General features: G+C 41.7%; 28 protein-coding genes and 1 tRNA gene. 5 read left to right on the top strand and 24 right to left on the bottom strand.

The genetic code is table 11. From position 1 onward, the window contains the following. Positions 1-9 precede the first annotated feature (9 nt). The 5 genes from clpX to DWW33_RS14725 all read right to left on the bottom strand — a co-directional run bounded on the left by clpX (position 10) and on the right by DWW33_RS14725 (position 4,570). Complete coding sequence (clpX, locus tag DWW33_RS14745) at positions 10-1,263, bottom strand: ATP-dependent Clp protease ATP-binding subunit ClpX (protein WP_118639768.1); 1,254 nt, start codon at positions 1,261-1,263, stop codon at positions 10-12. A 129-nt stretch (positions 1,264-1,392) separates the two neighbouring features. Then, complete coding sequence (gene clpP / locus DWW33_RS14740) at positions 1,393-1,974, bottom strand: ATP-dependent Clp endopeptidase proteolytic subunit ClpP (RefSeq protein ID WP_022243444.1); 582 nt, start codon at positions 1,972-1,974, stop codon at positions 1,393-1,395. Between the two features lie 115 nt (positions 1,975-2,089). Continuing rightward, a complete protein-coding gene (gene tig / locus DWW33_RS14735) occupies positions 2,090-3,433 on the bottom strand; it encodes a trigger factor (protein ID WP_117841693.1) in 1,344 nt (447 codons plus the stop codon). 245 nt (positions 3,434-3,678) lie between these two features. Then, complete coding sequence (locus tag DWW33_RS14730; RefSeq protein ID WP_118639767.1) at positions 3,679-3,894, bottom strand: alpha/beta-type small acid-soluble spore protein; 216 nt, start codon at positions 3,892-3,894, stop codon at positions 3,679-3,681. A gap of 124 nt (positions 3,895-4,018) precedes the next feature. Further along, on the bottom strand, positions 4,019-4,570 hold the full coding sequence (locus DWW33_RS14725; RefSeq protein WP_118639766.1) for a DJ-1 family glyoxalase III: 552 nt from the start codon (positions 4,568-4,570) through the stop codon (positions 4,019-4,021). Between the two features lie 179 nt (positions 4,571-4,749). On the opposite strand from DWW33_RS14725, the gene DWW33_RS14720 reads away from it, so the two are divergent. Beyond that, positions 4,750-5,205, top strand: coding sequence for a CYTH domain-containing protein (locus DWW33_RS14720; protein ID WP_118639777.1), 456 nt, complete (start codon positions 4,750-4,752; stop codon positions 5,203-5,205). On the opposite strand, the gene DWW33_RS14715 is transcribed toward DWW33_RS14720, so the two are convergent. Both DWW33_RS14715 and DWW33_RS14710 read right to left on the bottom strand, forming a co-directional pair. After that, positions 5,198-5,752 (bottom strand): DUF1653 domain-containing protein, encoded by a 555-nt coding sequence (locus DWW33_RS14715; protein ID WP_118639765.1) that lies wholly within the window; start codon positions 5,750-5,752, stop codon positions 5,198-5,200. The two genes, DWW33_RS14720 and DWW33_RS14715, sit on opposite strands and share 8 nt — an antisense overlap. 29 nt (positions 5,753-5,781) lie before the next feature. After that, positions 5,782-6,309, bottom strand: a complete 528-nt coding sequence (locus DWW33_RS14710; RefSeq protein WP_118639764.1) for a hypothetical protein — start codon at positions 6,307-6,309, stop codon at positions 5,782-5,784. 216 nt (positions 6,310-6,525) lie between these two features. Between DWW33_RS14710 and DWW33_RS14705 the strand changes: the two genes are divergently transcribed. Together DWW33_RS14705 and DWW33_RS14700 are read left to right on the top strand one after the other, a co-directional pair. After that, positions 6,526-7,869 (top strand): TrkH family potassium uptake protein, encoded by a 1,344-nt coding sequence (locus tag DWW33_RS14705; protein ID WP_118639763.1) that lies wholly within the window; start codon positions 6,526-6,528, stop codon positions 7,867-7,869. A 33-nt stretch (positions 7,870-7,902) separates the two neighbouring features. Continuing rightward, entirely contained in the window at positions 7,903-8,553 is a 651-nt protein-coding gene (locus DWW33_RS14700; RefSeq protein WP_118639762.1) for a potassium channel family protein, read from the top strand. A 128-nt stretch (positions 8,554-8,681) separates the two neighbouring features. On the opposite strand, the gene DWW33_RS14695 is transcribed toward DWW33_RS14700, so the two are convergent. From DWW33_RS14695 to dltA, 11 genes are all read right to left on the bottom strand, one after another. Beyond that, entirely contained in the window at positions 8,682-9,311 is a 630-nt protein-coding gene (locus DWW33_RS14695; protein ID WP_118639776.1) for a cytidylate kinase-like family protein, read from the bottom strand. Between the two features lie 9 nt (positions 9,312-9,320). Beyond that, positions 9,321-10,031 (bottom strand): ABC transporter ATP-binding protein, encoded by a 711-nt coding sequence (locus DWW33_RS14690; protein ID WP_117698529.1) that lies wholly within the window; start codon positions 10,029-10,031, stop codon positions 9,321-9,323. A gap of 13 nt (positions 10,032-10,044) precedes the next feature. After that, a complete protein-coding gene (locus tag DWW33_RS14685; RefSeq protein WP_022243456.1) occupies positions 10,045-10,803 on the bottom strand; it encodes an ABC transporter ATP-binding protein in 759 nt (252 codons plus the stop codon). A gap of 1 nt (position 10,804) precedes the next feature. After that, entirely contained in the window at positions 10,805-11,884 is a 1,080-nt protein-coding gene (locus tag DWW33_RS14680; RefSeq protein WP_118639775.1) for a branched-chain amino acid ABC transporter permease, read from the bottom strand. Positions 11,885-11,893: 9 nt separating this feature from the next. Next, the gene (locus DWW33_RS14675) at positions 11,894-12,769 is read right to left on the bottom strand and encodes a branched-chain amino acid ABC transporter permease (protein ID WP_117698527.1); all 876 of its coding nucleotides are present in this window, start codon (positions 12,767-12,769) and stop codon (positions 11,894-11,896) included. A gap of 97 nt (positions 12,770-12,866) precedes the next feature. Continuing rightward, positions 12,867-14,018, bottom strand: coding sequence for an ABC transporter substrate-binding protein (locus DWW33_RS14670; protein ID WP_117698526.1), 1,152 nt, complete (start codon positions 14,016-14,018; stop codon positions 12,867-12,869). Positions 14,019-14,232: 214 nt separating this feature from the next. After that, positions 14,233-14,382: a teichoic acid D-Ala incorporation-associated protein DltX gene (locus DWW33_RS14665; RefSeq protein WP_117698525.1), complete on the bottom strand. Its 150-nt coding sequence runs from the start codon at positions 14,380-14,382 to the stop codon at positions 14,233-14,235. Further along, complete coding sequence (gene dltD, locus DWW33_RS14660; RefSeq protein WP_118639761.1) at positions 14,351-15,547, bottom strand: D-alanyl-lipoteichoic acid biosynthesis protein DltD; 1,197 nt, start codon at positions 15,545-15,547, stop codon at positions 14,351-14,353. Before dltD ends, DWW33_RS14665 begins: the two co-directional genes overlap by 32 nt. 2 nt (positions 15,548-15,549) lie before the next feature. Further along, positions 15,550-15,789: a D-alanine--poly(phosphoribitol) ligase subunit DltC gene (dltC, locus tag DWW33_RS14655; RefSeq protein WP_117947585.1), complete on the bottom strand. Its 240-nt coding sequence runs from the start codon at positions 15,787-15,789 to the stop codon at positions 15,550-15,552. A gap of 86 nt (positions 15,790-15,875) precedes the next feature. Continuing rightward, a complete protein-coding gene (gene dltB, locus DWW33_RS14650; RefSeq protein ID WP_118639760.1) occupies positions 15,876-17,030 on the bottom strand; it encodes a D-alanyl-lipoteichoic acid biosynthesis protein DltB in 1,155 nt (384 codons plus the stop codon). Further along, positions 17,027-18,565: a D-alanine--poly(phosphoribitol) ligase subunit DltA gene (dltA, locus tag DWW33_RS14645; protein ID WP_118639759.1), complete on the bottom strand. Its 1,539-nt coding sequence runs from the start codon at positions 18,563-18,565 to the stop codon at positions 17,027-17,029. The genes dltB and dltA overlap by 4 nt, the downstream gene beginning before the upstream one ends. A 259-nt stretch (positions 18,566-18,824) precedes the next feature. On the opposite strand from dltA, the gene DWW33_RS14640 reads away from it, so the two are divergent. Together DWW33_RS14640 and DWW33_RS14635 are read left to right on the top strand one after the other, a co-directional pair. Continuing rightward, complete coding sequence (locus DWW33_RS14640) at positions 18,825-19,076, top strand: kinase to dihydroxyacetone kinase (RefSeq protein ID WP_117698552.1); 252 nt, start codon at positions 18,825-18,827, stop codon at positions 19,074-19,076. Positions 19,077-19,125: 49 nt separating this feature from the next. Further along, positions 19,126-19,205 (top strand) — tRNA-Leu (locus DWW33_RS14635). Positions 19,206-19,252: 47 nt separating this feature from the next. Here DWW33_RS14635 and DWW33_RS14630 read toward each other — a convergent pair. The 6 genes from DWW33_RS14630 to DWW33_RS14605 all read right to left on the bottom strand — a co-directional run bounded on the left by DWW33_RS14630 (position 19,253) and on the right by DWW33_RS14605 (position 25,606). Then, positions 19,253-20,071: a hypothetical protein gene (locus DWW33_RS14630; RefSeq protein ID WP_118639758.1), complete on the bottom strand. Its 819-nt coding sequence runs from the start codon at positions 20,069-20,071 to the stop codon at positions 19,253-19,255. Positions 20,072-20,181: 110 nt separating this feature from the next. Next, positions 20,182-20,700 (bottom strand): RNA polymerase sigma factor, encoded by a 519-nt coding sequence (locus tag DWW33_RS14625; RefSeq protein WP_118639757.1) that lies wholly within the window; start codon positions 20,698-20,700, stop codon positions 20,182-20,184. Positions 20,701-20,801: 101 nt separating this feature from the next. Beyond that, positions 20,802-23,354, bottom strand: a complete 2,553-nt coding sequence (locus tag DWW33_RS14620) for an ABC transporter permease (RefSeq protein WP_158577498.1) — start codon at positions 23,352-23,354, stop codon at positions 20,802-20,804. After that, complete coding sequence (locus DWW33_RS14615) at positions 23,347-24,054, bottom strand: ABC transporter ATP-binding protein (RefSeq protein ID WP_022243468.1); 708 nt, start codon at positions 24,052-24,054, stop codon at positions 23,347-23,349. Before DWW33_RS14615 ends, DWW33_RS14620 begins: the two co-directional genes overlap by 8 nt. Continuing rightward, positions 24,030-24,950: a sensor histidine kinase gene (locus DWW33_RS14610; RefSeq protein ID WP_118639755.1), complete on the bottom strand. Its 921-nt coding sequence runs from the start codon at positions 24,948-24,950 to the stop codon at positions 24,030-24,032. Before DWW33_RS14610 ends, DWW33_RS14615 begins: the two co-directional genes overlap by 25 nt. Continuing rightward, the gene (locus DWW33_RS14605; protein WP_118639754.1) at positions 24,938-25,606 is read right to left on the bottom strand and encodes a response regulator transcription factor; all 669 of its coding nucleotides are present in this window, start codon (positions 25,604-25,606) and stop codon (positions 24,938-24,940) included. The genes DWW33_RS14610 and DWW33_RS14605 overlap by 13 nt, the downstream gene beginning before the upstream one ends. Between the last annotated feature and the right edge of the window lie 183 nt (positions 25,607-25,789).

Genomic DNA, 25,789 nt, shown 5'->3' with positions numbered 1-25,789 from the left:
TCCTCTTATTTATGCGTTATGATATTCTATCTTCGCTTTCTTGTCTTCTACCGTTTCTTTTGTAATGGTGCATTTTACAATACTCTCATCAGAAGGGATCTGATACATTAAATCCATCATGGTATCTTCCATAATTGCACGAAGTCCACGGGCACCGGTCTTACGGGCTAAGGATTTCTCTGCAATTGCTTCTACTGCATCATCTTCAAATTCCAGCTCTACGCCGTCAATTTCAAACAGCTTCTTATACTGCTTAATCAGGGAATTCTTCGGCTCCTTTAAGATACGGATTAACGCTTCCTTATCCAGCTGCTCTAAGGATACATTTACCGGAACACGTCCGATAAACTCCGGAATCAGACCGAATTTAATAAAATCTCCCGGCAGTACCTGCTTTAAGACTTCGCTCAGATTACGCTCGGTACGGTCTGCAATATCTGCGTTAAAGCCGATGGATTTCTGATCCATACGCTGCTCGATAATCTTCTCTAATCCATCAAATGCTCCACCACAGATAAATAAAATATTCGTAGTATCAATCTGGATTAATTCCTGCTGTGGATGCTTTCTTCCACCCTGTGGTGGAACGGAAGCCACAGTTCCCTCTAAGATTTTTAATAATGCCTGCTGTACACCTTCACCGGACACATCTCTGGTAATGGATACATTTTCGGATTTCTTCGTAATCTTATCAATCTCATCGATGTAAATAATACCGCACTGGGCGCGCTCGATATTGTAATCTGCTGCCTGAATCAGTTTCAGAAGGATATTCTCTACGTCTTCACCGACATAGCCTGCTTCTGTTAATGTGGTGGCATCTGCAATGGCAAACGGTACATTTAAGACTCTTGCCAGTGTCTGTGCCAGAAGGGTCTTACCGGAACCGGTCGGTCCTAACATCAGAATGTTACTCTTCTGCAATTCCACATCATTCATATCTACATCAGAAGTAATTCTTTTATAGTGATTATATACGGCTACAGAGAGGACTTTTTTGGCTTCGTCCTGACCGATTACATATTCATCTAAAAATTTCTTCATCTCTTCCGGTTTAATCAGGTTGATTTCTTCTAAATCTTCCTTTCCTTTTCCGGAAATCTCCTCATCTTCGAATTCCTCCTCTATGATTTCTGCACAAATGTCCACGCATTCATCACAGATATATGCACCGTTTGGTCCTGCAATCAGCTTGCGTACCTGATCCTGTGATTTTCCGCAAAAGGAACATCTGATTTTGTCCTCGCTATTTCTTCCTGCCATCTTTCCACCTCGATTATTTCCATTTATCTTTTCTAAATCCTTCGAAAAAAAGGTAAAGGCTGCCCGTAGTCGAATTCCGCATATGTGCTTCGGATAATCCGCCCAGAGACAGCCTCTTTCTTATTTCTCTTATCTTGCTGTAATTACACCGTCAATCAGGCCATACTCCTTTGCCTCTTCTGCGGACATATAATAGTCACGCTCTGTATCTGCGGCAATTACATCATATGGCTTTCCGGTATTTGCAGCTAAAATCTCGTTCAAACGTTTCTTGGTCTTTAAGATATTCTCTGCTGCAATCTGAATCTCAGTTGCCTGTCCTTTTGCTCCACCGGAAGGCTGATGTATCATAATCTCTGCATTTGGTAATGCAAATCTCTTTCCTTTTGTTCCACCGGACAACAGGAATGCACCCATGCTGGCTGCAAGTCCGATACAAATTGTAGATACATCACATTTGATATACTGCATGGTATCATAAATTGCCAATCCGCCTGTTACAATTCCACCCGGAGAATTGATGTATAACTGAATGTCTTTTCCCGGATCTTCGGACTCTAAGAATAAAAGCTGTGCCACTACCAGACTGGCTGTGGTCTCATTTACCTCTTCACCAAGGAAAATAATTCTATCCTTTAATAATCTGGAGTATATGTCGTAACTACGCTCTCCTCTGCTGGTCTGTTCAATGACATAAGGTACTAAACTCATATGATAACCTCCATTTCTACCATACATTCTGCTGCAACTTTATCTCTGGTTCAAGTGGTTTGCGTAAAACAGACCGACCTGATTCCAAGTCAGTCTGTCTCTTTACGTGCTTCTCTTATGCTTCTGCGTTAGCTGCTGCTTCTGCTTCTTTTTCTTTTTTAGTCTTAGCTTTTGCTCTTTCTTTTACATTGTCCATGATGAACTGAACTGCTTTTTCAATTGCAATATCACGTTTCATGGATTCTTTCTCGTCATCGCCAACATACTCTTTGAGCTTATCAGCTTCCATTCCGTATGCTTTTGCCATCTTCTCGATTTCAGCATTTACATCATCTTCTGTAATCTCGAAGTTTTCTTCTTTTGCAATCTGTTCTAATACTAAGCTGCTCTGGATTCTTGTTAATGCTTCCGGACGAACCTGCTCTTTCATCTTGTCCATAGTCATTCCAGAGAACTGCATATACTGGTCAAAGCTTAATCCCTGCTGGGCAAGTCTCTGAGCGAATTCCTGAATCATATTCTGTACCTGGGATTCAATCATTGCATCCGGGATTTCCATCTCAGATTTTTCGATAATCTTCTTGATTGCTTCATCCTCTTTGGTACGTTTTGCATTGTTCTCTTTGGTCTCTTCTAAGTTCTTCTTCACGCTCTCTTTGTATTCTTCTAAAGTTTCGAATTCAGAAACATCAGATGCGAACTCATCGTTTAACTCTGGAAGTTCTTTTGTCTTAATCTCGTTAATCTTAACTTTGAATACTGCTGGTTTTCCAGCTAAGTCTTCTGCATGATATTCCTTCGGGAATGTAACGTTTACTTCTACCTCATCGCCAGTGTTCTTTCCTACTAACTGATCTTCAAATGTATCGATGAAGGAATGGGAACCGATCTCTAATGGATGATTCTCTCCTTTTCCACCTTCAAATGCGACACCGTCTACGAATCCTTCGTAGTCGATAACTGCTGTATCACCTTCTGCAACAGGTCTGTCTGTTACAGTTACAGTTCTTGCATTGTTATTTCTTTCTCTCTCTAATGCTTCTGCAACTTCTTCATCAGATACGGATGTGTCAATCTTTGTTACAGTTACACCATTATATTTGCCAAGTTTAACTTCTGGTCTCTTTGCAACTTCTGCTGTGAAGATGAATGGTTTTCCTTTTTCTAACTGAACCACATCAACAGTTGGCTGGGAAACGATATCTACACCGCTCTCATCGATTGCTGCCGGATAAGCTTCCTGCATCATGATATTTGCAGCATCTTCATAGAAGATTTCCGGACCATACATTTTCTCTACCATAGCCATTGGAACTTTTCCTTTACGGAATCCAGGGATGCTGATTTTGTTTTTCTGCTTATTGTATGCAGCTTTCAAAGCCTCTGCCACTTTATCTTCTGCCACTTCAATTGTAAGCTTTACCATATTTTTCTCTAAATTTTCAACCTGTACACTCATTCTTGTTTCTTCCTCCTTATAACTATATATAAAATATACATGTACAAATATTTTCTTATCTTACGACTGCTCCCCTAAAAATAGGCATACTTAGAGCTACTAACAGTCATTTAGAGATTATAACACACCGTTTGTAAAATTACTAGCTTTTTTTTCGGTACAAGATTTCAATTGGTGACAGTCATGTAAAAAGCCCCCGGGAAATGCACTTTTGCGCTTTTCCCGAAGGCTTTTTGTCTTTCTTCTTATTTAGACATCTGCTCTTCCTGTCTCATGATCATTTTCTTAACCATTTCTCCACCGATAGAGCCAGCCTGTCTGGATGTCAGGTCACCGTTGTATCCCTCTTTTAAAGGTACTCCGATTTCAGATGCAACCTCCTGTTTAAAACGGTTCATTGCCTCTTTTGCCTGTGGCACTGCCATCTGGTTACTTGAATTAGAACTGTTTGTTCCGCTCATTTGTTTCTACCTCCATAGTTTCTTCTCTTTGTTATCTATTTTCAGATAAGCTTTTGTTAGTTGCTTATCCTGTTTTTAGTATGGCTTCCAGAGAATAAATTATGTTGGTAAGTTCTGGTTATTTTTATTTAAAATACATGATATTTGCTTCCATCACATCAATATCTGCCTGTGGATCCAGCCACTTTACAATAGCCATGGCAAATTCAATGGCTGTTCCCATGCCCCGGCTGGTAACGATGTTGCCATCTACTGCAACTTTTTCTGCTCCGACCCTGGCTCCAAGAAGCTTTTCTTCAAAACCCGGATAGCTGACTGCATGTTTACCCTCTAATATTCCATTCTCACCCAATACGCTTGGTGCAGCACAGATTGCTGCAGTAAGTTTACCGCCTGCTGCATAAGATGTAATCACTTTCTTTACAATTTCATGCTTTCCGAGATTTAAAGTTCCAGGCATTCCACCCGGCAGTACAATTCCATCATAGCTGTCAAAATCAGCTTCCTCTGCCAGTACATCTGCTGCAAACGTAATTCCGTGGGCTCCTGCCACTTCTTTCTTTCCGGTAATGGAAATCATATCAATCGCAATTCCTGCTCTGCGTACCACATCCACTACGGTAAGTCCTTCAATCTCTTCACAGCCATCCGCCATAAAAATACCGATTTTCTTCATATTATCTTCCTCCTGTTTTCTATTCTCTTCTGATATTAAATTTTCTAACACGAAATTTTTCTATGCTGTCTCTTATGTTAGCATGGTTACTGCGCTTTTTCAATTCCATGGTTGCAGTGGATTTTAAAATATTTTACAATAAATGTATCATTATTTTTCCTGACTATATGGAGGCTATTATGGAAATTGAACGTAAATATTTAATTGATGAGATTCCTTTTGATTTAAAAGACTATTCCTGCAAAGTCATTGAGCAGGGGTATCTCAATACGGACCCTGTAGTGCGGGTGCGCCGCTCCAATGACAAATATATTCTTACTTACAAAGGCTCCGGTCTTATGGTGCGGGAAGAATATAATCTTCCTCTGAATGAAGAGGCTTACCGGCATCTGATTCAAAAAGCCGATGGCATTATCATTTCCAAGAAGCGCTATCTGATTCCATTGACTGACAGGCTGACCATTGAGCTTGATATTTTCGAAGGAGACCTTGCTCCGTTGAAATTAGCCGAAGTGGAATTTGAAACAAAAGAAGAAGCTGAATCCTTCCTTCCACCGAAGTGGTTTGGGAAAGATGTCACCTTCTCCTCTGATTATCACAACAGCACTTTGAGTCGTGTGGGACTGCCTACCTAAGGCGGGTAGTCTCATAACGGCACATGGTTGCCACGCACTGCTTTAACTGTATATAACGGCCGGTTAAATCTCCTTCCGGAATTACCACATCCAATACTACGGAAAAATCATTAATCAGACGGTCTGTGATATCATTTTCCATCTCATTTAAAATCTTATATTTCTCCTCATAGGTATCTGCATCTAAGAAACGCAGCAGGAACGGATTCGCCTGCTCTTCGGATTCTGAAGTTTCCTGCGGCTGGGCTGTTGCCTGCGGCTGTGTTGTCTCCTGACTAACCTTTACCGCTTCCTGTGGAGTTGCTTCTTCCTGCAGTTTTACTTTTTCAAATCTGTATTTCTGCTCTGCTGCCGGATATTTCTCATGATCAACTTCGCTTACAAACATGGCAAGCGGTCTTGCATATACTTTATAAGCTCCGTAAAGTGCCTGATAAATTACCAGTTCTTCTCTTGTTTCGCTGTGTGTTGCTATGGCTACAATCTGATATAATTTTCCTTTAAAATGTCTGTAAATCTCCCCGGTTTCCGGTCTTCTGCCTTCCATTGCTGTCATCCTCCACTTATCTATGTTCTTTACTGTAATTCAAAACGGTTTAACATTTCAATTCCTTCTGCCACAAAATCTCTTTCAAAATTCAGATTGCCGCTGAAGCCAGTTACCATCAGCTCCTGCACTTTCTTCATATTATCACTTTGTGGAATATCATAAGTAAATTCCATCGGTTCTATTACTTCCATGGCAGACATTTCCTCTGCCGCTGCAGACTGATATTTTTCCGCCAGCCGGTTCTTTAACTGCTGCTGTGCCTGCTGTCTGTTCATCTGCGGATCAGGTGCCTGCTGATACATGGGATGCGGCTGGACTGGTGCCTGCTGATATGCCCGTTGTGGCTGGTTCATGGTCTGCTGATATGTATGCTGCTGGTTTGGCACCTGCTGATATGTACGCTGCGGCTGGTTCATCTGTGGACGATATATCTGCTGTGGCGGCCGCCCCATAGTCGGATTATTTCCACGCCTGTTTTGATTATTGCTTTGCTTTACACTCTGGGACAAAGCAACATATATGATAATAATGATAAATACAATAAAAAGTCCCATATAAAAACCTTCCTTTTTCTATCCTTTTCAAGTTTTTTCTTTTCAAGTTTACCCTATTATTTTATTATACTCAAACAAACCAGCTAAGACAACAACTGATTCTATAATTTTTTCTTGCTGTCAGACTGTCTTTTCTGGACAAAGCGGAGTAGAATTACTATAATAGATAAATAAGATTTATCGAAAATTATTTAAATCAGGAATAGGAATTTTATTATGTTTGGGAAATTTGAAAAACGTATGTCCGGTACACAGATGATAGCGCTTGGTTTTCTATTGCTCATCTTTATCGGAACCATACTTCTGATGCTTCCGGTTTCCAGCCGGAATGGTGAATGGACTCCATTTATAACTGCCCTTTTCACCTCAACCAGTGCTACCTGTGTAACCGGTCTGGTTCTGGTTGACACCTTTACCCACTGGAGCATTTTCGGACAGCTTGTTTTATTAGTTCTGATTCAGATTGGTGGTCTTGGTTTTATCAGCATTGGCATTACTGTTTCTTTGATGTTACGTAAGAAAATCGGGCTGAAACAGCGTGGTCTTATTAAAGAAAGTTTAAACACCCTTGAAATCGGCGGTGTCGTGCGGCTTGTCCGCCGTGTCATCGGAGGCACGTTTCTTTTTGAAATGTCGGGTGCATTCATTCTTACACTGCGTTTTCTGAAAGACATGGATGTTTTACATGCCATCTATTATGGTATCTTCCATTCTATTTCAGCCTTTTGTAATGCAGGATTCGATTTAATGGGGCGTTACAGTCCATTTTCATCCATTACCAGATTCTACAATGATCCTGTAGTAATTCTTACCATCAGTGCCCTGATCCTGATTGGTGGTATCGGTTTCTTTGTATGGAATGACCTTAGGGAACACGGGCTGCATTGCCGCCACTATGCCCTGCAGACCAAAATGGTTTTAAGTGCTACTGCAGTCTGCCTCTTTGGCGGCACGCTGCTCTTTTATCTTTTTGAGCATAACCGCCTATTTGCCGGTATGAGTTTCGGAGAACAGCTTTTGAATTCTTTCTTCTGTACTGTTACCCCACGAACTGCCGGTTTTAACGCTGTTGATAATGGTGCGTTAAGCGAAAGCAGTAAATTTCTTTCTATTGTATTTATGTTTATCGGTGGTGCCCCGGGTTCTACCGCTGGCGGTGTAAAGGTTACAACCATATTTGTTCTATTGTTATCTGTACGTTCCACCTTAACCCGTACTACCGGAACAAATATTTTCGGACGCAGACTGGAAGAATCTGTTATCACCAAATCAGTCGTCGTCCTTATGTTCCAGTTGACGCTGGCACTCAGCGCCACACTGGCAATTACTGCTATTTCCGGTTATCCAGTCATTGATGTGGCTTTTGAAGCATTTTCAGCTCTTGACACTGTCGGAATGTCAACCGGTATTACAAGCAGCCTTAGTACCAGCTGTCATATCATTCTAATTCTGTTAATGTATTTAGGACGACTGGGAAGCCTTTCCTTTGCCTTATCATTTACGGATAAGAAGAGGATTGCGCATGTGATGCAGCCGGTAGAAAAAATCAATGTCGGTTAATATCAAATATCTTGATTATACTAGGAGGATTCTATGAAATCATTTTTAATTATTGGACTGGGCCGATTTGGCACTCACCTTTGCAAAGACTTATCCAAACTGGATAATGAGATTATGGTTGTGGACGAGAATGAAGCCGTAATGGAAGATGTTCTCTCTTTTGTCACCAGTGCAAAAATTGGCGACTGCACCAATGAAAAAGTACTTGCCACTTTAGGTGTTGGCAATTTTGACGTCTGCTTTGTCTGTATCGGAAGTAATTTCCAGAGCAGCTTAGAGATTACAAGCCTGCTTAAGGAAATGGGTGCCAGATATGTCGTCAGCAAAGCAAACCGTGATATTCATGCCAAATTTCTGCTGCGGAACGGTGCTGACGAAGTTATCTACCCTGACCGGGATATTGCAGAAAAAATTGCAGTCCGTTTCTCTGCCGACCAGGTCTTTGACTACTTTGAATTAGGCGGTGGCTTCTCCATTTATGAGATTCCGCCATTACCGGAATGGATTGGAAAGAGTATTAAGGATCTAAATTTCCGTGCCTGCTATCATGCCAATATCATCGGTATTAAAACAGATGGTGTCATGAGCCTGCTGCCGGATGCCAATTATATTTTTAAAGACACGGACCATCTGATGATATTAGGCCACAGAAATGACATCGATAAAATTTTAAAGAAACTGTAAAACTACAGAAAACATGCTTTGCAAGTCCAGCGTTTTCCCGCTGCCCGCATAAGCATTGAAAGAAGAGGTATCCGATGCCCGAATCATCAGATACCTCTTCTTTCTCATATTCTGCTGCAATATTGTTCCTAAGGCAGCTCCGCCTCACTGATTTCTAAATATGCTTTTACAACCTGTACCAGCTTCTCATAGCTTAAGGATGTAGTGTCCAGACAGAAATCGTAATTTCTGGCATCATTCCACTCCCTGCCGGTATAGTATTTGTAATAGTCTGCACGATATTTATCAATCGTGTCTATCTTCTTTTCAATATCCTTCTTAGTCCCGCCATTCTGCTGCATGACACGTTCAATGCAGTCCTTACGCGGTGCGTAGAAAAACAGACGCTTTACATAATCACAATCTTTTAAAATATAATCCGCACAACGTCCGATAATAATACAGGACTCTTCTTTGGCTACCTCACGGATAATTTTCGCCTGATAGTTAAAGAGATTGTCGTTGGATACAAACTCATCACTATCTGGTGGAAGCACTTCTCCATGATATGCTTTCTTCGCAATACGAAAGAGTGGCATCTTTCGCAGTTTCTCATCTGCCTCTCCAAACAATGCCTCGTTGATTCCGCTTTCATCGGAAGCCATTCTTATTAACTCACGGTCATAGCAATGAATTCCAAGTTCTTCTGCCAGCTTCTTACCAAGCGTTCTTCCGCCGCTTCCATAACTTCTTGCAATGGTTATTACCGTATGTTTCATATTTAACACCTACTCTCCTAAATATGCCTTTTTAATAGACTCATTATTCATAAGCTCTTTGGCATCACCACTCAATACAATTTTACCTGTTTCCAGTACATATGCGCGGTCTGCAATCGATAAGGCTTTCTTTGCATTCTGTTCTACCAGAAGAACAGTTGTACCGGATGCGGATATTTCTTTGATAATGTTAAAAATCTCTTCTACAAAGATTGGAGACAATCCCATGGACGGCTCATCCATAAGGATGATCCTCGGCTTACTCATCAACGCCCGGCCCATGGCAAGCATCTGCTGTTCGCCACCACTTAAGGTTCCAGCCAGCTGATTCTTACGTTCCTTTAATCTTGGAAAACTCTTGTATACACGCTCTAAAGACTCTGCAATTTCCTGCTTGTCTTTTCTGGTATATGCACCCAGCTTTAAGTTCTCATATACAGAAAGCTCTGCAAATACACGTCTTCCTTCCGGAACATGTGCCATTCCCATGGATACAATCTTGTGTCCCGGAACCTTGGTGATATCTGTTCCTTCAAAAAGAATGCTTCCCTTTTTGGCACTGAGCATTCCGGTGATTGTCTGCAGTGTAGTTGTCTTACCTGCACCATTGGCTCCGATTAATGCAATGACTTCTCCTTCATTGACATCAAAGGAAATCCCTTTAATTGCCTGAATCACGCCGTAATATACTTCCAAATCTTTTATTTCAAGCATTGCCATTTTATCATCCCTCCTATTCGCCCAGATATGCCTTGATAACCTGTGGATTATTCAATACGTCACTGGTATTTCCGCTTGCCAGTACCTGGCCGAAGTTCAATACAGTCAGTTTCTCACAGATACCGGATACCAGTTTCATATCATGTTCAATCAGAAGAATGGTCATATCAAATTCATCCCTTACAAAGCGGATGGTATCCATTAATTCTTTGGTTTCATTTGGGTTCATGCCGGCTGCCGGCTCATCCAGAAGCAGAAGCTTTGGTTCTGTTGCCAGTGCTCTTGCGATTTCCAGTTTACGCTGTTTACCGTATGGAAGATTGGATGCCAGATAATCTGCTTCATCCTCAAGACCAAATACCTTTAACAGCTCCATTGCCTTTTCATTCATCTCTGCTTCTACTTTAAAATACTTCGGAAGTCTTAGAATTCCGGTTAAAGTAGAATAGGTATGATGATTATGCAGTCCGACTTTTACATTATCCAGCACGGACTGGTCTTTAAAAAGGCGGATATTCTGAAAGGTTCTTGCAATTCCGGCTTTATTAATATCTATGGTTTTCTTTCCGGTAATATCTTTTCCATCCAGTACAATGCTTCCATCATCCGGTTTGTATACACCGGTAAGCATATTAAATACGGTTGTTTTACCTGCACCGTTCGGTCCAATCAGTCCGTATAACTGACCTTTTTCAATCTGCATTTCAAATCCATCTACCGCCCGGAGTCCACCGAAGGAAATTCCAAGATTCTTTACTTCTAACATTGCCATCTTATTGTACCTCCTTCGTTTTCTTTGCAAATAAATTCTTCAAAGAATGTGTCTGTCTCCAGGTAATTGCTGCCGGTGCCCAGTTAAAGAGCATCATTGCAATCAGAACTACCGCATAAATCAGCATACGGTAATCACGCAGTCCACGCAATACTTCCGGAAGCATGGTCAGTACTACGGCTGCAATAATGGAGCCACGGAAGCTTCCCATTCCACCGAGTACGACAAATACCAGAATCATGATGGACATATTGTATCCAAAGTTTGCCGGCTGGGCAATCAGACTGGAAAGGTTATGTGCATAAAGCACTCCGCCTGCTCCTGCGATTGCTGCAGAAATGGTAAATGCCATCAGTTTAAACTTTGTAATATTAATGCCAACGGATTCTGCTGCAATACGGTTATCACGGATTGCCATGATGGCACGGCCGCTTCTGGAATTAACCAGATTAAATACTACAAACAATGCAACCAGAATCAAAATAACACCGATTAAGAAAGTAGACTGTCTTGGTGTTCCGGTGATTCCCTTTGCACCATCGATAATCATTTCTCCGGTTCCCGACATATTAAGAGCCTTGTTGTCATTGATTGCAAAATGCAGACCGTTTTCATCTTTGCCTACATAAAGAACATTGATGACATTCTTGATAATCTCTCCAAATGCCAGGGTTACGATTGCAAGGTAATCGCCTCTTAAACGAAGTACCGGAATTCCGATTAAGAATCCAAAGAATGCTGCAACAGCAGTTCCGATTAATAAAGCGATGATAAAACGCAGGGTTGGATTCATCGGTGAATTTTCCATACATCTGGTAAAGAAAGCACTGGAAAATGCGCCGACACACATAAAGCCTGCATGACCAAGACTTAATTCACCCAGATAGCCTACACAGAGGTTCAATCCGATTGCAACGATAGAATAAGTACAAAGGGGTACCAAAAGTCCCTGCATCAGACTGGACATGCTTCCGGTTGCTACCAGAATCTGTACTACGGCAAAAATGACGATTACCATAGCATATGTAATCAAATTACTCTTTGTTGTCTTCTTCATTGTTTTAAAATTCATTTTACTCATTTCTGCCACCTACACTTTCTCATGGATTGGCTTACCAAGAATACCGGTAGGCTTAACCAATAACACGATAATCAATACGGCAAAAACGATAGCATCGGAAAGCTGTGAAGAAATATAAGCTTTTCCTAAGATTTCGATAATACCAAGAAGGATTCCTCCGATAAATGCTCCCGGAATGGAACCGATTCCACCAAATACAGCTGCAGTAAATGCTTTGATACCAGGCATAGCGCCGGTATATGGAGTCAGTGTCGGATATGCTGAACACAGTAACACACCTGCAATTGCCGCAAGTCCGGAACCAATTGCGAAAGTAAGTGAAATTGTCCCGTTTACATTTACCCCCATAAGCTGTGCTGCATCCTTATCCTCAGATACTGCCAGCATTGCCTGTCCTGCTTTTGTCTTTTTAATAAAAATCATCAGACCAATCATGATAACAATACATGCCAGGACTGCCACTACCGTAACACCGGTTATGGTAATTCCGCCAATCTTGATATTCTGCAGTGGAACCACAGAACTAAAGGATTTGGTATCTGCACCAAATATCAGTAATGCAATGTTCTGCAGTAAATAGCTGACACCAATTGCGGTAATCAATACTGCCAGTGGAGATGCCTTACGCAAAGGCTTATATGCCACTTTTTCAATTATCACGCCAAGCACAGTGCAGACTACAACTGCAAGGATTACGCTCAAAAGCGGGTTCATGTTCATGCCGCTCATTGTCATAAATACGACATAGCAGCCAATCATGATAACATCACCATGGGCAAAATTCAGCATCTTAGCAATTCCATACACCATGGTGTAACCCAGTGCAATAATTGCATAGATGCTGCCAAGGCTGATACCGTTGATTAAATACGTTATGAATCTCATAACAACACCTCTTGCTTTCTCTTAGAATATATACCTCTATAATACATAAAAGGGGCTGCCATTGGCAACCCCTCTTTGGCTTATCTGATAAAATACATTACATTCCTACGTATTCACCATTCTGAATTACAACCGCTTTAGGATCTTTGTTTACTTCACCAGTTGCTGACCATGTCATTCCGCTACCTGTTGCACCATCAATGTTGACTTTTGTAATTGCGTCTTTCAATAAATCACAAATATCAGAAGCACTCATATCCGGTGTTGCATTTGCTTCTTCCAATGCTGCTTTGATTGCATAAATTGCATCATAAGCATCCGCTGCAAACTGGTTTGGTGTATCTTTATATTTCTCTTCATATTTAGAAACGAAGTTTGCAGTTTTTTCATCTTTCGAATCTGCTGCAAACGGTGTTAATAACATAAGTCCTTCTGCTAAAGAAGTATCAAAGTTCTTAACACCTAAGATTCCGTCCATACCGTCGCATCCGAAGAATGTCGGTGCATATCCCATAGAATCTGCCTGGGTTAAGATAATAGATGCTTCTGTATAGTAGATTGGAAGGAATACCAGATCTGCTTCTGCATCTTTTGCTTTCTGTAACTGTGTAGAAAAATCTGTCTTGGAATCTGCAGTAAATGCTTCTTCTGCAACTACCTCAAAGTTCTGGTTTGCTGCTTCTTCTACGAATTTTGCTTCGATACCTGATGAATAGATATCTGAACTATTGTAAATAATTGCCACTTTCTTGGCAAGGTTATTCTCACCGATATACTGTGCGGATTTTGTTCCCTGTGCAGGGTCTGTAAAGCATACCTGGAATACATTGTCGTTCTTGATTACATCTGTAGATGATGCAGATGGTGTAATCTGGAACATATTATCTGCTGCAGTTAAATCTGCCACAGATACACAAGGACCTGTTGTAACAGTTCCCATTAATACCTGCATACCCCAGTCTTTTAAGGTGTTGTATGCGTTTGCTGCTTTTTCAGGGTCTCCCTGATCATCCTGGAAATTATATTCAATCTGATGACCGTTAATTCCACCGGCTTCATTAATCTCATCGACAGCAATCTGTGCACCGTTCTGAACGGCTGTTCCGTAAATTGCTGCATCACCGGTAACCGGTCCAATTCCTCCGATATAGAATGCATCTTCATTTTTTGCTTCTTTTGAGCCACAACCTGCAAGGCATCCAACTGCCATCGCTGCGACCAGTATTACACTGACTATTTTTTTCTTCATAATAGTTCCTCCTTTAACTCCTAGGTTTCATGTGCCTTATCTTACTACATGAAAATTTGAAAAGCAATACTCATTTTCCCTGCTACTCCTTGATTTTTCTAGGTTTTTCATATGCTTTGCCGCGTTAAAGTGCTAAAGACGCATTGATTTTACTAGGTTGATTTATTTTAATGTATAACCACGGGTTATATATCGCATTCCAAACCGGTATAGTTTAAAACTGCTCATAAATAAACGCCGGTGCTGCAGAATCCTTTGCCAGCATAAAATGCATCCACAGAATCATCAGCAGCAGGTAAAAGAAAATCACTTTACCAAGAAATACTGCCTTCTCATTCTGTCTTATCTTTCCGATAAAATTCATAAATCGCTTCATTTAAATCTACCAGTCCTTTCAATGCTGGATGGGAATTATCCTCAAAGTAATACTCCGTATATTCATTTCCACTTAAATCGGCACACTGCGCACCATAATCTTCTGCAATGTTTTTTATCTTTTCATAAAATGCGTCCCGCTCTTCTGCCGTCAGTTCCGTATAATCATACCAGTATCCGTTAAAAGGAAGGATTACTACCAAAGGCTCGATTCCCTCCTCCCTGCAAATTGACAGAAAACATTCCAAATCCGAAAACTCCATGGAATCCAAGGTGTACTTCGGATTCTTGTGTTTTCCGTTGGCAATCAGCGTCTGGTAAGTTCCTTTATATACGCTGTCAAACATGCCATAGTCGTTGCCATCCGAAAGCTTATGTCCTTCTGTTTCAGCTTCCTTTCGAAGCTGCTCCCAGGTAGCCTGTGACAGCTTTGCACCACTTTCCTTGCTCCTATGATTGCTGATTCCATCCATCAGTGCCTCTGCCATCACTTTATAATTATTCTTTTCTTCCAACAGTACTTTATGAAAATCTGCTTTTTTCTGCTCCAGCCAGCCTAGTTGTTCTGCTGTATTATCATCCTTCGGCTGATACCATTCCCGGGCTTTTTTTACTCTTTCTGACATGGTTTCATTATCTGCCATGATATTTTGCAGTCTGCCATTGATATAATCTTTGGTTTCCTGACTGATATCCGGATTTTCCAGCAATGCAATATATTCTTCTTCTGAAAAAGCAGCTTCAAACGCCGTGGATTTTACTCCATTTTCTTTAAACCACTGGGGCGAAACGATTAATACTGCCTTCTTATTGGCTGCCTGACTGCCCACCGCGCCCAGCGTAATGGCATGGGTCAGGCTCTGATACCCTGCTTTTCCTACATAAATGGGATCCATATCCGCGCCATCAAAAATCGTATCTCCATGGAATCCACTGCCCTGTCCATGCCGCAGTTCCGAAGAGCCGAATATCAGCACTGCATTTTCATCGGCTGCCATCTTCTTTAATGTACTGCCGCTTTGGGATTTTGCATCACTGACCCAGGTGCCTGCTTTTCCCTCTGCCGAAAGGCCTCTTCCACACCATAGATGCAGTCCCACAAGAGTAAGAGCGCATAGGAGCAGTGAAACTGCAAATGCTTTTATCGTTTTCATGCTTACTTCTCCTGTGCTTTCGCTTCTACCAGCGCGATAATTTTCTCCGGTGTATCCATATCCTCTCTTGTTACTTCCGATGGTGAAATTACAACACCAAGGTTATCCTCAAGTTCCACCAGAAGTTCTACAAAACTTAAGGAATCCAGTAAATCCTCTTCAAAAAGATTCATCGTAAGGTCTTCCCGGATGCTGTCATCCTCACATACTTTTTCAATAATATCCAAAATCTTTTCTTTCATCTTATAATCTCCTTTTTCTCTTTCTATTTTTCTTTGCAAATGATTCTGCATCTAAAATTTTTCTTCTATATATAAGTTGGGATAACCTAAATTGTAATAAAATGTCCTGAGAAAATCAGGAAACCAAACATCACCAGATTTAATGTGATTCCCCATGATGCCAGTGCATACCAGGTTTTCTTCTTATATTTCTTATAGAACTTCGACTTCTTCTGATAGATTTCCGTAACTGCCAGCAATATGCCATGATAGAGTCCGTACAAAATATAATGCACCGTCAGACCATGCCACACACCCATCACCAGCATATTGATAAGAAAGCCTGCTGCCGCACCATTTAATCTGCTTTTAAACCATTTTTTGTGCATGGATAACATCATAAATCTGGAAAAGACAAAATCCCGAAACCACTCGGACAGGGAAATATGCCACCTTGCCCAGAATTCTTTCATATCCCGGCTGATAAACGGTTTCTTAAAGTTATCCGGTACGCAGATGCCAAGCATATAGCCGGTTCCCACTGCCATCAGACTGTATCCCGCAAAATCAAAAAACATATAAAAACCATAGCTGTATGCATAACAAACCATATTCCCTGCTGTCCGGTTCATGAACTGATTCATAATCTGATAGAAGAAATCCGCAAATACGAATTTATATGCTGCTCCTAAAACAAGCTTCTGTAAACCAATTCCAAACCGCTCAAGATATTCTCTTCTTCCCGGCACATTATGATAATCCTCCAAGAATCTTCTGCTCCGATCAATGGGTCCGCAGCTAAAGGTTGGAAAGAAGATTAAAAATGCTGAAAAATCAAGGATTTTCACCTCTTCTATGGTGCCATCATAAAGTTCAATGATAATCTGCACCACCCGGAACGTAAGGTAAGAAATTCCGGTAAACTGAAAAAGATTCATCTCCTTTAACCATGGAAGGTCACATAGTTTACATAATGCAAGTGGCAGGATGGAAAGCAGCACAAAACTACGATAAAATGCTGCCTTTCTTCCATATTTCTTTCTTATGCATTCATATCCTCTGACCAGCATCCATTCAATCAGAAAGTATCCTGCAAAATACGCAAGCGCCGTCAGATTTCCGCCTAACACGCAGACAACCATTACACCAGATACGATAAGGTTATACCAGTGCAGGCTCCTTTCCATACAGCCAAGAATCAATGCGAAAAGCAATAACAGAATCAATGTGCCAAAGAATGGTGCTCCGCTGTAAAAACTCATTCTGCCAGACCTCCAAGATATTTTCGGTCTGCCTTTCCATGGTTATTCATTGGCATGGTTTCGATATATTTTATTTTCTTTGGGATCATATAAACCGGAAGGAATTCCTTCAGACCGTTTTTTACCTGTCTTGAAATCTCAGATGCTTTCTTTCCTGCCATCTGTGCTCCTGTCACAAATGCCGTCAGGCTCTTTACCTTTCCTTCTTCCAGATTCGGCACTACGACTGCATGATCAATCTGAGGAAGTCTTACCATGTTATTCTCAATATCTTCAATTTCAATGCGGTATCCATGCAGCTTCACCTGCAAATCGATTCTTCCATTATAATAAAGTTGCCCGCCTTTTAAATATCCGGCATCTCCGGTCTTATAACCCCGGTAAGCTTTTCCATCACGGATACAATGGAAAAATGCCTTCTTTGTCAAATCTGCTCTCATATAATAACCACAGCTTACCGTATCTCCGATAATAACAATCTCGCCCTGTTCTCCTTCCGGCAACACTTTTCCGGCTTTATCCCAGATTTCGATATAAGTTCCTGGCTTTTCATGACCTACCGGAAGGGATTTGCCCCGGGCAATGGTCTCCTGCAATAACTTCTCTGTTATAGTCACATCTGTGACTGCCACCGTAGATTCTGTCGGACCATAAGTATTGATGATAACTGCCTCCGGGAAACGTTCCTTTAACTTCTCTACCGTAGCTGTAGTAAGCACTTCCCCGCAGAATAAGAAAAGTTTTAAGGCTTTGATCTTTTCCCCACAGAAATTCCGGTCTGCCAGACACATATCTGCAAAAGACGGTGTGGATACCCAGATTTCGATTTCTGACTGTTCTAAGAAGCCCAACATTTCACTGTAGTCACTCTGCATCTTCTTATCCATGGTATAAAGCGTTCCGCCACAGACCAGGGAAGTGTATAAATCCATTACCGATAAATCAAAGGAAAATGGTGCCTGATTCATAAAATGCGCACCGCTCTTTTCTTTCATGGTACTGCCTAACTGAACCGACCAGTCAAGATAGTGGCTGAGGCAGTCTCTTGTAATCTCTACACCCTTTGGCTTTCCGGTGCTTCCGGAAGTAAATATGATATACCATACTTCATCTCTGGTCAGAGGCTGTAGCACATCGGTCTCGTTTGTCTCCTGTTTTACGATTTCTTCTATCTCATCTTTTCTGATTTCTGTTCCTATTTCTGTCTGATAATCACCTTCTACCACAAAGGTCAGTTCCGGTTCTACGCTTAATACGGTCTCATCCACCCGGCTTACTGGAATGCAGATATCCTGCGGCACATAGCTTCTACCTGCCTTGGCACAGGCAAGGAAGCATACCACCATATACGGATTCTTATGTCCATATACAATAACCGGCCGCTTACGGTCCTGACTATTCTTTGCAATCCATACTGCAAGCCGGTTGGAATATTCTTCTAACTCCTCATAAGTCAACTTTTGTTCTCTGCTTTGCACTGCACACCGCTTCGGATGTGTCAGGGCAGTTTCCCTGATGTTCTTTAAAATATCCATATCATCCCTCTTTTCTTTTTTCTAGGGACAACTATAGCACAATAAAATCACAAGAATATCACAGTTACGAATTCTTAAAGAACATTAATCTTTGCTTAGGCAGTTCTTAAAGAAATCTAAAACTTTCTACTTGGTTAATCTGTCTCAACAAAGTCCTGCTGCTTTATGAAATACTTTCTTCTCTTACCACGTTATGCTATACTGTGTTTGAAATTTATTCCTGATAAAAGGGAAATAGACAGAAAGAGAGGATTCGATGATGTTAGAATTCAGATATGACACTCAGCTTTTAATTGAAGGGGAAAATCTAAACGAGGATGCAATTAATGATTACTTTACTGAAAATTTCAAAGGAGACTGCCTTCTGGCAGTTGGTGATGAAGAACTGATTAAGATTCATTATCACACCAACGAGCCTTGGAAGGTCTTAGAATACTGCGCAGGTCTTGGTGAAATCTATGACATTGTAGTAGAGGATATGGACCGTCAGGCACGGGGGCTTCAGGGTTAATCTACACTTGACATGAACTGTATTTCTATATTATTATAGTTCTTGTCTTGCGGGCATGGCGGAATTGGCAGACGCGCTAGATTTAGGTTCTAGTGGGAGACCGTGCAGGTTCAAGTCCTGTTGCCCGCAGTCCAACCACAAAAACGGTTCAGGATAATTCCTGAACCGTTTTTATTCTACTTCCCAGTCTCACAGATTGAAGATAGATTTAAACTGTCATAAATCACATGGCTTTCTTCTTCTGAAAAATCTCCACGCAATGTCAGAACGAAATCACTATATTCCGTAATCATGCGGGCATAAGTAATCGTATAGCCGCTGTCTGCTGTTTGACTGGTAATGGTCAGTGTCACACCATCTGCTGTGGTATAAGTACCGGTGCTGTCATAAGCTTCTTTAAAAATATAATCATCCTCATTTGTTATATCCGATACTTCATACTGGATAGACACCGCCTGACTGTCTTCCTTCCGGTAACTGGCAAAGAATGCTCCCCGGGAAAAAGTGTCTGCATCCCTGGAATCATAGCAAAGCTGACAGGCTTTTTCACTCCAGAGTGTAGGATAATTTGCTTCTATATAAGAAACGTCAATGCCAATATTATGGTCTTTAAAAGCATCGCTTAATTTCGGATAGACATAACCCACCTCTATTTTGCCATCAATCTTTTCTTCTGCCTTCAAGCTCCATAGATCATCCTTGGTTCCTTCGGTAACGGTTCCAACGAAATCAGAAGTTTGAATAAGTTCCTCTGTCCGGTCTGTCACCTTGCTGTCTGCAAAATCAAGATTTTCTCCTGAAAATTCTTCATAATGAATCGTTGTCTCTGTGACATTTTCCATAAATTCCGTTTCATTATCAATAATAGCAATCTGTTTTTGTGCAAGGATCCGCTCTGCCGCATATACACCACAGCCGGTGACTAAAACAAGAAGTGCCACAGCCGCTGCTGTCTGTGCCATTTTCCATGGTTTCTTCGTTTCTTTCTTCCGCATAGGTACAACCTCCTTTTGGGTTGACTGGTTTAAAATCCTCTCGTTGAGTTCTTCCGAGGGAATATCAGTTGCTATAAGGGAGTTGTGTAATAAATCATCTAAGGTTGGTTTCATATGATAAAATCCTCCAATTCCTGCTTCAGATATCTACGTGCACGCATCAGTTTACTTTTCACATTACTGATAGAGAGGGACAGCTTTTCTGCAATCTCAGCCACCTTGAAATCTTCCATATAATATAGAAGAATCACGATGCGAAGCTGCTCCGGCAATTTGTATACAGCCTTCCACACGGCTTCCTGCTCTTCTTTGCTTACCATATGCTGCTCTAAATTTTCATCTGCCGAAAATGCTTCCAGTCCCTGCTCCTTCGATATGGGAATCTCCGCTGCGATTCGCTTTCGCCAGGCAAATTTCCGCTTCCGGTTCTGCCAGAGCTTTATGGTAATTCCAAGCAGATAGCTTTTGACATTTCCCTCTTCCTTCCAGTCCTCCTTCTCACACATTGCAAGAAAGGTATCCTGATAGAGTTCTTCTGCCTGTTCCCGGTTCTGTGTCAGCCGGATACAAAAGGAATAGATGTCCGTTCCGTATGCCTCAATGTAATGTTCCAGTAATTGTTTGTTCATGTTTCCATTCTCCCAGACCGCGCCGTCATTTGTTTTGGGATGTTTCCCTTACACTTATATATTGTAATAACAGAAGAAACGGTTGCAGTGAAAGTTATTTTTTATTCTCCCACATGACGAATCCGCTCTACCAGAGTGCCATCTCCTTCCATGAATCTGCCTGCTGCCAACGGTACGAAAATGCACAGTGCAAACAGTGTCACTATCATGACAACCACTGGAATGACAGGGATGGAAAATTCTACCTTATGATAATTCATCCGCTGAAACAACAGCACATCAATGCCAAGTCCCACCGTTGCCGTCAGGAAAAGCGAAATTCCCGCATAATACATCCCTTCTGTCAAAAGCAGCCTGCGCTGTTGTTTTCCGGTCATGCCAATGCTTTCTAATATTGCAATTTCCCGCCTTCTGCCGGATATACTGCCAAGCTCTGTATTGATATAATTCATCACACCGATAAACCCTAAAACTATAGCGATTCCCATTCCTAGCTGCCACATCTTCTGTTCTGCCGGCTTCTGCTCTTTGATGCCCTTTAACTTGCTGCTCCAGGTAATATCTTTTGCATCCTTAGATTCCTGTATCAGCTCTTTGACTTTCTTTTCTGTTTCCTTATCGTATTCCTCGTCATAAATCACCGATACCTTGTATGTCCACAGGCTCTCTGCCTTATCCTCTAAAAAAGAGTCACTGACTAAAATTATAATCGTCGGTCCCATGGCATTCGGGCCAAGATACGGACTGTCATCCTCCTGTATTCCCGCAACAGATAAACTTATCTCGCTGGGTCCACGATATGGGCTGTCATCCTTCTGCAGCCCTGCAACAGATGTGCTGTATTTCTTTGTTTCCTGCCCCGGAAAATAAAAGCTTATTTTCTTATTTTTGACATCCGCATTGGTATATCCCATATATTGCTGGCATAAAAGGCAGCTTTCCCCTTCCAGAAATGATTTTTCATCAATTGCCGTTTCATTCTGCTGATTGATATAATGAAATGTTTTTTCATCGATTCCCACCACCAGTGCCATGAAATGTTCCGGATTCTGCTGATATTCTTCTCTTACATCGTCATATTTTATATACATCCACTGGTCATAGAAATCACGCATCCACTGATCTGAAAAATCCGGCTCCCAGGGTACGACGATTGTACTGTAATTTAATTTGTGGATTTCCTTTACTCCATCTATTTTGGAAAGTTTATCACAAAATGTGTCATCGAAAGGCTGTTTCCAGTCTGATGTATCAGCCACCATACTCTTATTGGTCAGTTCCATATCAGCATCCATATATTGTAACTCTGCCGTCCGTTTGCTCTGACTTCCCGCCAGCGTTACCACACATAGAAATACAGTCAGACTGGTTGATAGTGAAAGGATGACAAGGATTGTTTTCTTCTTCATCCGGCACAGCTGCTGCCATGCCAGACGGTAAATAATATTTTTCCCGGTTCGTTTTTTCTTTCCGGTATAGACTACCTTCGAAGTCTGATATCCCAGTGCCTCCATGACAGAAATGCGCTCTGCTACTCTTACCGGCTTACGGCTGGCAAAATAGATGGTTACTGCCATAATAGCAATCGTCAGCACCAGAAATTCCGGTTTTATCGTTACAGCCATCTTTTCTGAGCGAAGTCCCAGTACCCGGATTGTTCCGGGAATCACAAGATAGGACGTCAGAAATCCTAAAACTATTCCCATTAAAATTCCGATTCCACTTAGAATAATCTGTTTCTGCCACAACAGCCGGTGCATCTGGCTTTCTGTCATTCCCACAGCACGAAGCAATCCATAATAGCGGATATTATCTTCTATGGATAAATACATGATATTGTAAATCAGTAAATAGGCACTGAGGCAGGTTAACATAATGATTCCTATCATTCCAAGAAAAATTCCCTTTACCTTATCACAGTCCCACGTTGTCTGAATGTTCTGCTTCCGTTCCAGATTTAATTCTTCTTTCAGCCGGTTCTCTATCCGGTCTGATGCAAACCAGAAGCGATATTGATAGTAGAGAATGCCACAGCCATAGTCTGCCTGGCTGTAGCCTGCCTGTTCAAACACCTCTTCCGTCACGAAACAGTTGGCAGTTTCTTCATAGTCATCTATGATGCCCGTAATTTTCATGGGCTTTTCTACCTGGGTTCCATCTTTCTTCTGATAGCTTAAAAGCAGCGTATCTCCAATTGTAAGATTTTCCAACTTCCGCTTTTCCAACAGCGTCTTTGTAACCATCACCTCATCGGCTGTCTCAGGATACCTTCCCTCCTGATGCAGAATGCCGGGCTGATGCATTTTCTCCCGGTAATTTTTATCCTCATATATGATAGAAATATTCTTTTCACCGATGTTTCCCAGCATAAATTCTGTAATTCCAACTACCTCAATACCAGGATCTGCTTTTACTGTTTCTTCCTGCTCCTTTGTAACTCCACCCATCAGAATTCCATCATAGAGTTCCCCCACAGAATGCAGCCGCCAGACATACTGCATATGCATGTAGGAAGCCCCTGTCTGCATAACCGTAAACAGCATCAGCACCGCCAATACAATTGCCACAAGATACAGGCTGTTTTTCTTTCTGTTGCTCCTTATGGAACGGACTGCCATCTTACGGATGACAGCCTGATTATTATTTTTAAGCATAGAGCTTTCGTTCCTTCCTGATTTTCCCATCTTCCATGTATACAATCCGGTCTGACAACTGCGCCACGTCCATGTCATGGGTAATCAGAATTGTAGTCTGCTGATATTTTCGTGCCACTGTTTTTAACAATCCCATAACATCATGGCTGGTCTGTGTATCAAGATTTCCCGTGGGTTCATCCGCTAAGAGAATAGCCGGCTTATAGGATAATGCCCGGGCAATTGCTGTTCTCTGCTGCTGACCGCCGGATAACGTACCCGGCAGTGCATCCCGCTTATCTTCTATTTTCAGTTGCCTTAACAATTCTTCTATATATGCCTTGTCCACATAACCTCCATCCAGCTCGATGGGCAGCACAATATTCTCATACACACTCAAATCAGGAATCAGGTTATAGCTTTGAAATACTACACCAACCTTCCTTCTTCGAAAGACTGCCTGCTCTTCCCTCGTCATTGATGCAAGGCTTTTCCCATCAATATAGACTTCTCCGGATGTTGGCACATCCAATGCTCCTAACATATGCAGCAGCGTACTTTTCCCGCTTCCGGACTTTCCGGTGATTGCCACAAATTCTCCCTCTTTTACGGTAAGGTTCACTCCATCTAAGGCTTTTACCGTATGGGTTCCCAACGGATAATATTTCTTTAACTCCTCTGTCCGTACTACTTCTTTTATTTCATTGGCAGATAAATGCAAAATTCTGCCCCCTTTCCACTTTCTGAATGCACTTCCATATAGCCGTCCTGCATCGTCACAATCTTTCGTGCCAGATACAGGCCAATCCCGATTCCATCCTCATCATGGACTTCCGGTTCCCGGTAAAACCTTTGAAAAATCTGTGCCTGATGTTCCGCAGGGATTCCCCTTCCGGTATCCCGGATGCTGATTTTTCCGAAAACCTCCTGTTCCATTGCTGAAATATAGATGCTTCCCCCTTTTGGAGTATATTTCACTGCATTATCTAAAAGGTTAAAAATTGCTTCCTGCGTCCACTTGGCATCACAAAACATTTTCAGTGTCTCCGGGCAGTCCACATGGACGGAAATCTCTTTTGCTTCTGCCCCCGGCACCACTGCCGCAACTGCCAGTCCTAACACTTCAAAAATCTTTGTGTCCTTTTCATATATTTCTATAATTCCGGTTTCCAGGCGCGAAAGCTTCACCAGACTCTGCATCAGAAAATCCAGCCGTTCTGTCTGTTTTATCAGCTTTCCAATACACTCCTGCCGCCGCACCTTATCTTCCTGTTCTTCTTCTAAGATTTCCAGATATATTTTAATATTCGCCATTGGCGTTCTACCCTGATGGGAAATATCAGAAATCAACTCTTTTATCTGTTCTTTTTCCTTATGGCTCTGTCGGTTCTTCCTGTTCCAAACATCCATAAGCTCCTGCAAATCCTGATAAATCTTATCCCAAAGGCTGTCCTTAAACTCCGCTTCATTTCCAATGTCTTCGCCTGCTTTCATCAGCGTCAGACACCGCTGTAGTTCTTCCGTAAAATCATAGATTTCCTTCTTCTGCCGATACAGTCTGACTAGAAGATAACTTATCACAATGCCACAGCCTGCTATTATTCCTATCGCAACCATTGATATCCCATCCCATATACATTTGAAATATATTTGTGTTCCGCATCCTCTATCTTTCCACGGAGCCGGTTCACATTGACTGCCAGTGTGTGTCGGTCCACATATGCTTCATCACAGTCCCACAATTGCTCTAACAGCACATTATAAGAAAGCAGCTGTCCTGCATGTTCAATAAATAAGCGTAACATCCGAAATTCTGTAGGTGTTACCATGCACTCTTTCCCCTCTATTTCTACCTTGGCCCGGTCAAAGTCTATCCGCAGATATCCATCTTCATAAATATTTCTTGGATTTTCCGTCTCCCTTTTTAAAATGACCGCTATCTTCTTTAGCAGAATATGTATGGAAAATGGCTTTGTCACATAATCCTCTGCTCCCAGCTCATACCCGGATAACACATCTTCTTCCAAATCTCTTGCCGTAAGAAACATGACCTTTCCTTTCCTGCGTTCCATAATCCATTTACAAAAGCCAAAGCCCTCTCCATCCGGAAGATTTACATCCAGTATCATAAGCGAATATTCCTGCTTCAAACCCGCAAGCTTTGCCTCCTGAATGGAGTAGGCACTTTCTGTCCCATACCCTGCCTGCTGCAGTGCAAAGCAAATTCCCTGGTTCAGTTCCCGGTCATCTTCCACCACTAATATTCTATCCATCTTCCCTAAACATCCTTTTTCTTATCTGTTGTCATTCGGTTTTTCTTTCCTACTTTTCCCCGGTTCATTCCTATGTCTCATTATACAAATGCTTCCTACGTCGCGCAACGAATAGATTGTCACAGTTTTGTGATAAATGATTGGGGATAGAAAAAGCAGGAATTACACTTTCATAATCCTGCT

Source organism: Roseburia sp. AF15-21, from assembly GCF_003479505.1.
GTDB classification, from domain to species: domain Bacteria; phylum Bacillota; class Clostridia; order Lachnospirales; family Lachnospiraceae; genus Roseburia_C; species Roseburia_C amylophila.
This window is presented reverse-complemented; position numbering and strand designations above follow the sequence as displayed.

Bases quoted from the DNA above. Each gene is read 5' to 3' on its own strand.
- DWW33_RS14685 (WP_022243456.1), bottom strand. From the start codon at position 10,803: ATGGCAATGTTAGAAGTAAAGAATCTTGGAATTTCCTTCGGTGGACTC.
- DWW33_RS14705 (WP_118639763.1), top strand. From the start codon at position 6,526: ATGTTTGGGAAATTTGAAAAACGTATGTCCGGTACACAGATGATAGCG.
- DWW33_RS14670 (WP_117698526.1), bottom strand. From the start codon at position 14,018: ATGAAGAAAAAAATAGTCAGTGTAATACTGGTCGCAGCGATGGCAGTT.
- DWW33_RS14690 (WP_117698529.1), bottom strand. From the start codon at position 10,031: ATGGCAATGCTTGAAATAAAAGATTTGGAAGTATATTACGGCGTGATT.
- DWW33_RS14730 (WP_118639767.1), bottom strand. From the start codon at position 3,894: ATGAGCGGAACAAACAGTTCTAATTCAAGTAACCAGATGGCAGTGCCA.
- DWW33_RS14630 (WP_118639758.1), bottom strand. From the start codon at position 20,071: ATGCGGAAGAAAGAAACGAAGAAACCATGGAAAATGGCACAGACAGCA.
- DWW33_RS14700 (WP_118639762.1), top strand. From the start codon at position 7,903: ATGAAATCATTTTTAATTATTGGACTGGGCCGATTTGGCACTCACCTT.
- dltC (WP_117947585.1), bottom strand. From the start codon at position 15,789: ATGAAAGAAAAGATTTTGGATATTATTGAAAAAGTATGTGAGGATGAC.
- dltA (WP_118639759.1), bottom strand. From the start codon at position 18,565: ATGGATATTTTAAAGAACATCAGGGAAACTGCCCTGACACATCCGAAG.
- DWW33_RS14605 (WP_118639754.1), bottom strand. From the start codon at position 25,606: ATGGATAGAATATTAGTGGTGGAAGATGACCGGGAACTGAACCAGGGA.
- tig (WP_117841693.1), bottom strand. From the start codon at position 3,433: ATGAGTGTACAGGTTGAAAATTTAGAGAAAAATATGGTAAAGCTTACA.
- DWW33_RS14640 (WP_117698552.1), top strand. From the start codon at position 18,825: ATGTTAGAATTCAGATATGACACTCAGCTTTTAATTGAAGGGGAAAAT.
- clpP (WP_022243444.1), bottom strand. From the start codon at position 1,974: ATGAGTTTAGTACCTTATGTCATTGAACAGACCAGCAGAGGAGAGCGT.
- DWW33_RS14665 (WP_117698525.1), bottom strand. From the start codon at position 14,382: ATGAATTTTATCGGAAAGATAAGACAGAATGAGAAGGCAGTATTTCTT.
- DWW33_RS14720 (WP_118639777.1), top strand. From the start codon at position 4,750: ATGGAAATTGAACGTAAATATTTAATTGATGAGATTCCTTTTGATTTA.
- clpX (WP_118639768.1), bottom strand. From the start codon at position 1,263: ATGGCAGGAAGAAATAGCGAGGACAAAATCAGATGTTCCTTTTGCGGA.
- DWW33_RS14695 (WP_118639776.1), bottom strand. From the start codon at position 9,311: ATGAAACATACGGTAATAACCATTGCAAGAAGTTATGGAAGCGGCGGA.
- DWW33_RS14725 (WP_118639766.1), bottom strand. From the start codon at position 4,570: ATGAAGAAAATCGGTATTTTTATGGCGGATGGCTGTGAAGAGATTGAA.
- DWW33_RS14610 (WP_118639755.1), bottom strand. From the start codon at position 24,950: ATGGTTGCGATAGGAATAATAGCAGGCTGTGGCATTGTGATAAGTTAT.
- dltD (WP_118639761.1), bottom strand. From the start codon at position 15,547: ATGAAAACGATAAAAGCATTTGCAGTTTCACTGCTCCTATGCGCTCTT.
- DWW33_RS14675 (WP_117698527.1), bottom strand. From the start codon at position 12,769: ATGAGATTCATAACGTATTTAATCAACGGTATCAGCCTTGGCAGCATC.
- DWW33_RS14715 (WP_118639765.1), bottom strand. From the start codon at position 5,752: ATGGAAGGCAGAAGACCGGAAACCGGGGAGATTTACAGACATTTTAAA.
- dltB (WP_118639760.1), bottom strand. From the start codon at position 17,030: ATGAGTTTTTACAGCGGAGCACCATTCTTTGGCACATTGATTCTGTTA.
- DWW33_RS14625 (WP_118639757.1), bottom strand. From the start codon at position 20,700: ATGAACAAACAATTACTGGAACATTACATTGAGGCATACGGAACGGAC.
- DWW33_RS14680 (WP_118639775.1), bottom strand. From the start codon at position 11,884: ATGAGTAAAATGAATTTTAAAACAATGAAGAAGACAACAAAGAGTAAT.
- DWW33_RS14620 (WP_158577498.1), bottom strand. From the start codon at position 23,354: ATGCTTAAAAATAATAATCAGGCTGTCATCCGTAAGATGGCAGTCCGT.
- DWW33_RS14710 (WP_118639764.1), bottom strand. From the start codon at position 6,309: ATGGGACTTTTTATTGTATTTATCATTATTATCATATATGTTGCTTTG.